This is a genomic window from Streptomyces sp. NPDC031340 (genome assembly GCF_055569945.1).
Genome location: NZ_JBVIIE010000002.1, coordinates 70,073 through 80,118, shown reverse-complemented (window position 1 = coordinate 80,118; position 10,046 = coordinate 70,073). Strand labels below are relative to the sequence as shown.

The 10,046-nt window shown below is 74.1% G+C and carries 8 protein-coding genes and 1 pseudogene; 7 read left to right on the top strand and 2 right to left on the bottom strand.

Annotated features, from left to right (window positions below; translation table 11 throughout):
* Positions 1-220 precede the first annotated feature (220 nt).
* Positions 221-398, top strand: a pseudogene (locus tag ACZ5GT_RS01785) (MerR family DNA-binding protein); the annotation flags it as partial.
* Between the two features lie 46 nt (positions 399-444).
* Here the strand turns inward: ACZ5GT_RS01785 and ACZ5GT_RS01780 are convergent.
* Together ACZ5GT_RS01780 and ACZ5GT_RS01775 are read right to left on the bottom strand one after the other, a co-directional pair.
* A complete protein-coding gene (locus ACZ5GT_RS01780) occupies positions 445-1,296 on the bottom strand; it encodes a PRD domain-containing protein (protein WP_469012689.1) in 852 nt (283 codons plus the stop codon).
* 133 nt (positions 1,297-1,429) lie between these two features.
* Entirely contained in the window at positions 1,430-3,580 is a 2,151-nt protein-coding gene (locus ACZ5GT_RS01775; RefSeq protein WP_469012684.1) for a glucose PTS transporter subunit IIA, read from the bottom strand.
* A gap of 387 nt (positions 3,581-3,967) precedes the next feature.
* On the opposite strand from ACZ5GT_RS01775, the gene ACZ5GT_RS01770 reads away from it, so the two are divergent.
* The 6 genes from ACZ5GT_RS01770 to ACZ5GT_RS01745 are packed head-to-tail and all read left to right on the top strand — an operon-like array spanning position 3,968 to position 10,046.
* Complete coding sequence (locus ACZ5GT_RS01770; protein ID WP_469012682.1) at positions 3,968-4,996, top strand: 3-oxoacyl-ACP synthase III family protein; 1,029 nt, start codon at positions 3,968-3,970, stop codon at positions 4,994-4,996.
* Complete coding sequence (locus tag ACZ5GT_RS01765; RefSeq protein WP_469012678.1) at positions 4,993-5,733, top strand: glycosyltransferase family A protein; 741 nt, start codon at positions 4,993-4,995, stop codon at positions 5,731-5,733. The genes ACZ5GT_RS01770 and ACZ5GT_RS01765 overlap by 4 nt, the downstream gene beginning before the upstream one ends.
* A complete protein-coding gene (locus tag ACZ5GT_RS01760) occupies positions 5,733-7,211 on the top strand; it encodes a class I adenylate-forming enzyme family protein (protein ID WP_469012673.1) in 1,479 nt (492 codons plus the stop codon). The genes ACZ5GT_RS01765 and ACZ5GT_RS01760 overlap by 1 nt, the downstream gene beginning before the upstream one ends.
* Complete coding sequence (locus tag ACZ5GT_RS01755; RefSeq protein WP_469012671.1) at positions 7,208-7,981, top strand: glycosyltransferase family 2 protein; 774 nt, start codon at positions 7,208-7,210, stop codon at positions 7,979-7,981. Before ACZ5GT_RS01760 ends, ACZ5GT_RS01755 begins: the two co-directional genes overlap by 4 nt.
* Complete coding sequence (locus ACZ5GT_RS01750; protein WP_469012669.1) at positions 7,978-9,111, top strand: cytochrome P450; 1,134 nt, start codon at positions 7,978-7,980, stop codon at positions 9,109-9,111. Before ACZ5GT_RS01755 ends, ACZ5GT_RS01750 begins: the two co-directional genes overlap by 4 nt.
* Positions 9,108-10,046, top strand: a complete 939-nt coding sequence (locus ACZ5GT_RS01745) for an NAD-dependent epimerase/dehydratase family protein (RefSeq protein WP_469012668.1) — start codon at positions 9,108-9,110, stop codon at positions 10,044-10,046. The genes ACZ5GT_RS01750 and ACZ5GT_RS01745 overlap by 4 nt, the downstream gene beginning before the upstream one ends.

Here is a 10,046-nt window from a genome sequence, read left to right as displayed (position 1 = left end):
CGGGTCAGAGAAACCCCCCCCCCCCCCCCCCCCCCCCCCCCCCCCCCCCCCGGGTCCCCCCCCCCCCCCCCCCCCCCCCCCGGGCCGGGACGACAGCCTGCCGCGGTCGCTCGGCGGTCGCCGTGGGTGAGGGTCACCGGGCCACAGCCCCGATCCCACTGCCCTGCAAGAATCGGATCGTCGCCGTGGGGCGCCATCGGTCCCGGAGCGGCGGCAGTGGGGCCTGGTCATCCCCTCCGCCCGGTCCCAGGCCGGGTTCCGCCTCCGCACCGAAGCCGACGTCGCCCGGCTCATGGTCATCCGGCGGGATGAACCCGCTCGGCTTCACCCTGGACCGGATGCGTGACCTGCTGGACGCCACCGACCGCCTCGACGCCGACGACCGCCTCGACACCGGCGATGCGCTCGACGGCAGCGAGGGCAAGGCCCTCGAGCTCGGACGTCCTACGCGGCGTTGCCGTCGGCGTCCATGGTCATGCGGGCGATGTGCAGGGCCAGGTAGGAGACCTCGTCCTCGGTCAGCCGCTCCCCCAGGCGCAGTTCGACGACGGTGGCGAGCTGCTGGGCGGTGTGGGTGGCGACGGGGTAGTGCTGGCGGATGCCTTTGCCGAGGGTGACTTCCTGGCCTTTGAGCTGGCGGTGCTGCTGGATGCGGACGAAGAGGTAGCGGACGTGGGTGATGAAGCGGGCCGCGCTCATGGAGTCGTGGGAGACGTCCAGTCCGTAGCGTTTCCGTACGACGGCGAGCATCTGCTGGATGACACCGGTCATCGTGTAGGTGAAGGACAGGTCGCCGGAGACGAAGCCGGCGTTGACCAGGTGCAGTGCGAGGGCGGTCGCCTCGGAGGACCGCAGTTTCGGGTGGACGTGCTTGTTGATGGCCTGCAGCAGGAGCCGGGCCTGGGCGTACTCGGTGGCGTACAGGGTCTGGACCTCGGCACGCAGCGGGTAGTCGATGGTGATGCCGCGGGCGGCCCGGTCCAGGGCGCCGGTGACGTGGTCGGCGAGGGCGATGGCGAGGGTGGGCCGGGTGGAGTCGGGCTTTTCGATGCCGGTCTCACTGAGGGCGGTCACGACGGCGTGCAGGACGTCCTGGCTGATCAGGGCGAGGGCCTCGGCGAGGTGGTCGGGGTCGCGGCCGTCGACGGGGACGAAGACGCGTTCGATCAGCGCAGGGTCCACGCGCTTGCCCTGCCGGGAGCTGAAGCCGATGGCGCGCCCGGTGAGGATGACCTCCCGGCCGCTCTCCTCGCGCGCGAGGACCACGTTGTTGTTAAGGACCCGCAGCGCCTTCACCGCCGGTCCTCCTTTCTGTCCGTTCTGCCCGTGCCCGTCCTGCTGATCCGTTGCCCATCCTGCCCGAACCGGCGCGGCGCGTGCACCTGTCACGGGTGGTGACGGGTGCGCGCGCCGGACGGATGGGCGGGGGTCAGCGCCGCACGGTCACCACGGGGGTGCCGGGGGTGACGTCGTGCCCGGTGTGGGGCTCCACGGAGGCGAGGTCCGCGGTGTTGACGACGGTCATGAGGGTGACGGTCGGGTGGTCGGCGGCGCGTACGGCGTCGAGGTCGACCTCGGCGAGGAGGTCGCCGGTGCTGACCTGCTGCCCGGGCTCGACGCGGACGTCGAAGCCTTCCCCGTGCATCTGGACGGTGTCGATGCCGATGTGGATGAGGATCTCGACACCGTCCGCGGTGCGGATGCCGAAGGCGTGGCCGGTGGCGGCGACGGTGACCAGTTCGCCGTCGACGGGGGCGACGACGTGTCCGTCGGCAGGCTCGATGCCCACGCCCTCGCCGAGCGCGCGGGAGGAGAAGACCGGATCGCCGACCTCGTCGAGGCTGACCACGCGGCCCGCGACGGGCGCCGCGACCTCGAGGCCCTTCCCCGCGGCCGAGCCAGCGACGGCGCCGGGGGCAGCGGGTGCGGCAGCAGCCGCGGAACCGGTGGCGGCACCGGGGGCAGTGGCGGCACCGGGGGCGGGGGCGCCGACGGTGACGAGTTCGCGCTCGCCGGCCGCCGCGGTCTCGGCGCGGGCGGGGGTCTCGGCGGGGGTTTCGGTGCGGGCGGCGGCCTCGGCGGCGTCGCGCTCGGCGTTGGCCTGGGCGCGCTCCTCGGGGGTGCGGTAGTCGGAGACGTAGACGAGGACCATGGCGGTGACGAAGGCCGCGCTGATCGCGATCAGGTAGACGGCCGCCGGGGAGAAGACCGGGATGGTCAGCAGCGAGGTGAAGGCGAAGACCTTGGTGTCCACGCCGCCGAGCACGCCCACGATCACGCCGCCCACGAGGCAGCCGACGAGCATGCGCGGGTAGATCCGCTTGAAGCGCAGGTGGATGCCGTAGAGGGAGGGCTCGGAGATGCCGCCGAACAGGCCCGCGGCCAGGGCGCCGACGGCGGTCTGGCGCATGACCGGCTCACGGTGGCGGATGGAGAGCAGCAGCACGCCGGCGGTCGCGCCGAAGCAGGCGAAGTTCCACGCGCCCATCGGGCCCTGGATGAAGTCGTAGCCGATGGTGTTGATGTTCTGCAGCATGAGCGCGTTCAGCGGCCAGTGCAGGCCGAGCGGCACCAGAAACGGGTACAGCAGCGGGATGATGATCGCGAAGACGATCGGGGCGTTGCTGTTCAGCCAGGCCAGGCCCGAGCCGATGCCGTTGCCGGCCCAGATGCCGAGCGGGCCGATGAGGAACGCGGTCACCGGGATCATGAGCAGCATGCTGAAGAACGGCACGAACACCAGCTGCAGGTTCTCCGGGAAGACGCGCTGCAGGCGCTTGTAGACCAGGGCGAGCAGGGCGACCATCAGCAGCGGCACGAAGACCTGGCCGCCGTAGTCGTTCAGCTGCATCGGCAGCCCGAACACCTTCGCCACGCACTGCTGGGTGCCCAGCGTGGAGTTCGTGGAGCAGGTGACGCCGGGGACCTTGGAGCCCGCGCTGAGCATGCCCGTGAAGTTCGGGGTCATCACCGCGGCCATCACCGCGGCGCCCACCCACGGGTCGATCTTCAGCTTCTTCGCCGCGTTGTAGGCGACCATGATCGGCAGGAAGTACAGCACCGACCGCCACATCGCGTCGACGAACACCCAGCTGGCGGACTTGTTCGCGGCTCGGAAGTCGACCACGTCCAGCGCGTCGAGGACGGAGGCGATCGCGATGATCAGGGAGGCGCCCAGCAGTACGCCGAGCAGCGGGCGGAACGAGTCGGAGAGGTACTCGAAGAAGTTGTCCAGCCAGGCGAACCGGCCGCGGCCCTTCGCGCGTATCGCGGCCTTGACCTCCGCGTCCGACTGCGGGCGCGCGCCGGCCTTGCCCATCGCGGGCAGGTTGACGATCTTCGCGTAGACGCCGGCGACGGCCCCGCCGATCACGATCTGGAAGCGGTCGCCGGACTGGGGCACGGTGCCCATCACGCCGTCGAGGGCGTCGAGGGCGGCCCGGTCGACTTTCGCGCCGTCATGAAGCTGGAACCGCAGCCGTGTCGCGCAGTGCGTCAGGCTCTCGACATTCTCCGGTCCGCCCACGCCGCGGAGGATTTCCTCCGCCAGTGCGTCGGCCCCGGCAACGGGTGTGGTCATGATGCGTCCCTGCATCCCTGTTTCTCGCCGTCCTGCTTCGGTCCACGACCTCTCACACCAGGATTCGGGCAACAAAAAAGGCCCAGGTCACGCCAACGGCGTAACCCAGGCCTTGCCTTCCCTCAAGCAGCTGCCATCCGTGGCATCGCACGGAGCGATGACGGCGGCATCCTCAGGAAGTAACAATCCTGTGATCAAGATCGATCATGCTCACCCTAGCACCCGGTGCACCGGGTCCTCGATACGAGCGTTCTGTAATCTCCGACACATCATCGCGAGCGCCGGAGTGAGAGTGATCGGATCCCGCCGCAGCGCTGTCCGATCACCTATGCCGGATGAGTACGAGTGCTCAGGCGCGCCGTCCCGTCCGGCTCCTAGCCTCCGTCCATGCACGAAGACCACTTGGTTCGCGGCCCCGGCCTCCGGGCGGGCATCACAGCCGTCGCCTCCTGCCTGCCCGGGCACGAGGTGACGTCCCAGGAACTGCAGCAGCGGATCACCGAAGAGTCCGGGCTCCGGCTGCCGGACCGGATGCTCGAACGCGTCACCGGCATCACCTCACGCCGGACGGCGGCGGAGGGCGAGTACGCCTCGACGCTCGCGGTGCGGGCGGCCCGCACGGCGCTGAGCCGGGCCGGACTCGCCCCCTACGACGTGGATCTGCTGGTGTTCGCCTCCGCCACGCGGGACATGGCGGAACCGGCGACCGCCCACGTCGTCCAGGCCGAGCTGGGCTCCGCCGCACACGCGCTGGATGTGACGAACGCGTGCAACAGCTTCGTCAACGGCATCGACACGGCCCGGTCGATGATCCTGGCCGGCCGCGCCCGCCGCGCTCTCGTCGTGACGGGGGAGACACCGAGCCGGGCCGTCCGGTACGCCCCCCGTGGCCTGGGCCAGTTCCGGGACGGCTTCGCGGGCTACACCTTCGGGGACGCCGGGGCGGCGGTGGTGCTCGAGGCGGTGGACCGGGGCGGCATAGTCGACGTGGGCACCGAGACGCACTCCGAGCACTGGCACGTGGGCGGCATCTTCGGCGGCGGATCCCGTCACCCGCGCAGTGAGGAGCACACGTACTTCACCGGCGACGGGGCCGGACTGCGCGCGATATTCGAGAAGGCCGGCACCGCCGTGCTGGACCGCATGAGGGAGCGCACCGGCCTGGCCTGGGACGACTTCCGTCACATCCTGGTGCACCAGGTGACCCTGCCCTACCTGGAACGGTTCGTGGAGCTCACCGGTGTCCCGCGCGATCGGCTCGTCGTCACCCTCCCCCGGTTCGGCAACATGGCCAGCGCCACCCTTGGCGTGCAACTGGACCTCGTCCACGAACGGCTGCGCTCCGGCGACCGGGTGCTGTTCGTGGGCCTGGGCGGCGGCGTGAGCATGATGACGATGGTCTGGGAGAAGTCATGAGCGCCCTGTGGGTGGTCGTCCCCGCGCACCAGGAGGCCACGCGGATCGGCGCCACACTGGACGCGCTCGTCGCGCAGCACGACCGCGACTTCACGCTCGTCGTCGTGGACAACGCCTCCAGCGACGGCACCGCGGCGGTCGTCCACGACTTCGCCCGCTGGGCCCCCTTCGCCGTCCACGTCCTCAGCGAGCCGGAGAAGGGCACCGGCTGCGCGGTGGACACCGGCTTCCGCTACGCCATCGGCAACGGCGCGACCATGCTGGCCCGGACCGACGCGGACTGCCTGCCGCGCCCCGGCTGGACGGCCGCGGCCCGCAAGGCCCTCGGGCAGGGCGCGGGCCTGGTGTGCGGGCGCATCGACGCGCGCCGTGACGAGCACGGACCGGTCGGGCGCGCCGCCTTCCGCACGCTGGTCCGCGTCGCCGCGTTCTTCGGCCGCATCCGCCCCGCGCACCGGCGCCGGCACGGCTACCTCACCCCCTACCGGATGCACGCCGGCAACAACATGGCCGTCACGGCCGGCCTGTACGAAGCCGTCGGCGGCATGCCGCGCCGCCCCTCCCCCACCGACCGGCTGTTCCTGAACCGGGTCCGCCGCCACACCACCGCCGTCGTCCACGCCCGTGACATGGTCGTGGAGAACTCCACCCGGCGGCTGCGCGCCTACGGACTGCTCGGCACCGCACGCTGGTACCTCGACAAGGGGCCGGGCCGTCACACGGAGGACCCCCGCTGATGCTCGACACACTCCACCACGCCCTCCGCACCGCCCCGGACCGGCCCGCCGTCCTCGGCACCACCGGCACCGGCGCGGTACGCGTCAAGGCCACCCGCGGGGACCTGGCCGACCTCGCCGACCGCTACGCCGCCGCCCTGCACCGGCGGGGCATCACCCGCGGCGGCACCGTCGGCGTGGCCGTACGGCCGGGCGTCCGGGCCGTGGCCGTGATGCTCGCCGTGCACCGGCTCGGCGCGCGGGCCGCGGTCTTCGACCCCGGCGCCGGACCGGACGTGCTGCGGGCCCGGCTGGCCCTCGCCCGGCCCGAGGTCGTCCTCGCCGACGCCGCAGCCCAGGCGGTGGCCGGATGGGGCCGGCGGCTCGCCCGCCACGCCCGTCTGGCCCTGCCCGACCTGGACGAGCTGGGCCCGGTGGCCACCGTCGGGCCGCGGCTGCCCGGCTGCGCCCCGGCCCTGGACGACGGTGCCGCGCCGATGGTCCCGCCGCGCCCGGTGGACGAGGACGGCGACGCGGTCATCGTCTTCACCTCCGGCACCACCTCCCGGCCGCGCGCGGTGGTGCACACCCGCTCCTCGCTCGCCGCCGGCATGACCGCGGTCGCCGCCCTGGCCCGGCCCGGGGCCGGCCGGCCCGTCCTGGGCGGTACGTTCTTCGTTCTCGTCCCCTCCCTCGCCGCCGGCGCGCCGGTCGCGTTGCCCGCCCGCCCGCCGCGCGTGCTGGCCCGGCAGCTCGCCCGGCTGGACCCGCAGCTCACCTACCTGACCCCGCCACAGCTGCGCCGCCTGCTCGCCCGGCAGGCCCGCTTCACCGGGCGGGTGTGGACCGGATCGGCGCCCGTCAGTGCCGACCTGCTGACCCGTGTCAAGCAGGCGGGCGCACACGAGGCATGGGGTGTGTACGCGCTGACCGAACTGTTCCCCGCCGCCGCCGTGGAGCAGGCCGACAAGGCCGCGTTCACCGGGCAGGGCGACCTGGTGGGCGCCCCGCTGCCCGGAGTGGCGGCCCGGACGGATGCCACGGGCCAGTTGCTGCTGTCCGGGCCCGCCGCCCGCGACCGCTACCTGGGCGAGGAGCCGGACCCCTGGATCGCCACGGGTGACCGGGCGCACCTGGACGACGGGCGGATCGTGCTGGAGGGCCGCTGCAAGGACATGGTGCTCAGGCGTGCCGAGAACATCTACCCGGGCCTGTACGAACCCGCCCTGCACATACCGGGCGTGGAGTGCGCGCTGCTGGTGGGGGTGGAGGCCGGCGACGGCGACGAGCGTCTGGTCGCCGTCGTCCAGCCGAGCCCGGGCACCGACCCGGCCGCGCTGCGGGCCGCGCTGGCCGGGCCGCTGCGGCGGATGGGGTCCGCGCGCCCGGACGCGGTCCTGCTGGCGGACATCCCGCTGTCCGGGCGCTCCCGCAAACCGGACCGCGCCGCCGCCTCGCGCCTGGCCGCCGCCCGCCTCGCCGCAGGCGGCCGCCGATGACCGCCGGGGACGACGCGCCCCTGTGGGTGGTGGTGCCGGCGTTCAACGAGGAGGCCGGGATCGGCGCCACCCTGGCCGCGCTCGCCGCCCAGACCGACACCCGCTTCACCCTGGTCGTCGTCGACAACGCCTCCACGGACGCCACCGCGGACGTCGTACGCCGCTTCGCCGCCGACGCGCCGTTCCGCGTCCACCTGGTCCGCGAGGACGAGGCGGGCACCGGGGCGGCCGCCGACACCGGATTCCGGTACGCGATCGGACAGGGCGCCGCGCTGCTCGCCCGGACCGACGCCGACTGCCTGCCCGCCGCCGACTGGATCACCGAGGTACGCGCGGAACTCGGGCGGGGCACCGAACTGGCCTGCGGCCGGAGCGTCCCCCGCGCCGACGAGCGGCCCTCGCCCGTCGAGCGGTACCTGCTGCCGGCGGTGATCCGGGCGACGGCACTGTACGGCCGGTGGCGCCGGGAACACCGCCACTCGCGCTACCGCGCCCCGTACGTGCTGTGCCACGGGCACAACCTCGCCGTGACGGCCGACCTCTACCTGCGCTGCGGAGGCACGCCGCGCACACCGCTGGCGGGGCCGCCCGAGGACGTCGTCCTCCTGAACCGGGCGCGCGAGCACAGCGACCGGATCGCGCGGGCCGAGCGGATGGTGGTCCACACCAGCCTGCGCCGCCTGCGGGCGTGGGGCGCCCGCCGGACGCTGCTGTGGTGCTGGGACCGCCGCTACCGCCCCGCCGACGAAAGAGAGGTGCATGTCCGATGACGACCGTCCCGCGGCCCGGCCCGTCCGCCTTCCGGGCGGCACGCCGCCGCGACCGGCGCGTGTACACCCGCTCCCATCCCCTCCTGTTCGCGCTGCTCGCAGCCACCCGCCGCAGGCCGGTGACCAGGATCGGAGGAACACTGCTGATACACGGCAGCGATCCCTTCCGCCACGCCCTCACCCGCGTACCGCTGGACCGTACGGCCGCCGGCACCACCGCGGGCGCGGCACGGGAACTGTCCGCCGGCACCGTCCTGTTCGACCAGGAAGGCACCGGCCACCGCGACACCCGCCGCGCTGTCGCGGACGGTCTCGGCGCGGCCGGCGTGGAACGGCTGCGGCCGGTCTGGCGGGAGGTACTGGAACGCCGGCTGGCCCCGCTCGCGGCCGGCCGCGCCGTCGACCTCGTCCCGGTGGCGCACGAGCTGGCCGGAGCGACCGTCCGCGCGCTGCTCGAGTCCCACGCGGACCCGCACCACATCGCCGACGCCGCCGTCCGCACCGCGGCCGCCGCCGTACGCGACCACTTGCCCGGGCCACGGCTGCCCGGCGCCGCACGCGGGGCAGCCGAGCCCGCGGCGCGGCTGCAAGAGCTGCTCACACCCGGCGAGACCGAGGAGACGGGCCTTCGGGCGATGCTCGCGGTCGCCGCCGTCACCACCACGGTGGCCGCCCTCCCCCGCGCCGCGGCCTGGTGCGCCGACGCGGCGCTGTGGGACCAGGCCGCCGACGACCGGCTGCGGCCGGCGCTGGTGCGGGAACTGCTCCGCGTGATCGCGCCGTCCCCGCTGCTGCCGCGCGTCGCCGCAGCCGACGCCGACCTCGGCGGATGCCCGGTCCGGGCCGGCGACCGGCTGGTTCTCGTGGCCCGGCACGCGGCCCGGGCCCACTCGGCCCCGCCGGACGCCGTCAGCCCCGCACCACCCGCCGTGGCGCACCTCGTCTTCGGTGCCGGCGCCCACTCCTGCCCGGGAGCCCGGCTGGCCCGCGCCCAGCTCGACGACCTGCTCGCCGCGCTCGCCCCTCACCGGCCCACCGTGGTGCACGCCCGCGCCGACCGCGCCTCGGCCCTGCCCGGCTGGCGCTCCCTCACCGTCCGCGCCACTCTCGCTCCCGAGGAGCAGCGATGACGACGATCGCCGTCACCGGAGCGAGCGGCTTCTGCGGCTCCCACGTCGCCGCCACGGCAGCGGCCCGGGGCGCCGACGTGCTGTGCGTGGGACGCCGCCCCGGCCCGGCGGGCCGGCACATCCCCTGGGACGCCACCCGCGAGGTGCCCGACCTGTCCGGTGCCGACCTCGTGGTGCACTGCGCCGCGGCGGTCGGCGACCCGCCGCCCGGCTCCGCCGCCGAGGCCGCGATGCGTGCCGTCAACGTCGACGGCACGGCCCGGCTCCTGGAGGCCGCCGCCGGCCGGCCGGTGGTGTACGTCAGCAGCGCCAGCGTCTACGCACCCGGCCCGGCCCGCACACCCCTCACCGAGGAACACCCCGTGGGAGGCCACCTCAACGCGTACGGCCGCACCAAAGCAGCCGCCGAGATCCTGGCACTCGCCGCAGGCTCCGTCGTGCTGCGCCCACGTGCCGTCTACGGCTCCGGAGACCCGCACCTCGTACCGCGGCTGCTGTCCCGCGTCCGCCGGGGAGTGCTGCTGCTGCCCGGCCCCAGCGCCCCGCTCAGCCTGACCGCCGTGGAGAACCTCACCGAAGCGTGCCTGACCGCCGCCGGCTGGCCGCCGGGCGCCTACAACATCGCCGACCCGGCGCCCTACGACCGCGACCAGGCGATCCGGGACGTCCTGCGCGCCCACGGCATGAGCGCACGGATCCGCCACGTCCCCGCGCCCGTCGCCGTCGCCGCCGCACAGGCCGCCCACGCATTCGCCCGGCTACGCCCGCACACCCAGCCGCTCCTCACCCCCTACGCGGTACACCAGTTGACCGGCTCCCTCACCCTGGACACCACCAAGGCCCGGACCCGAGGCTGGGCCCCCCACCACACCCTCACCCACTACACAGGCGGCGATGACCGCTCTCCAGGCAGTCCGGTCGGTCCGGGCCGGTGA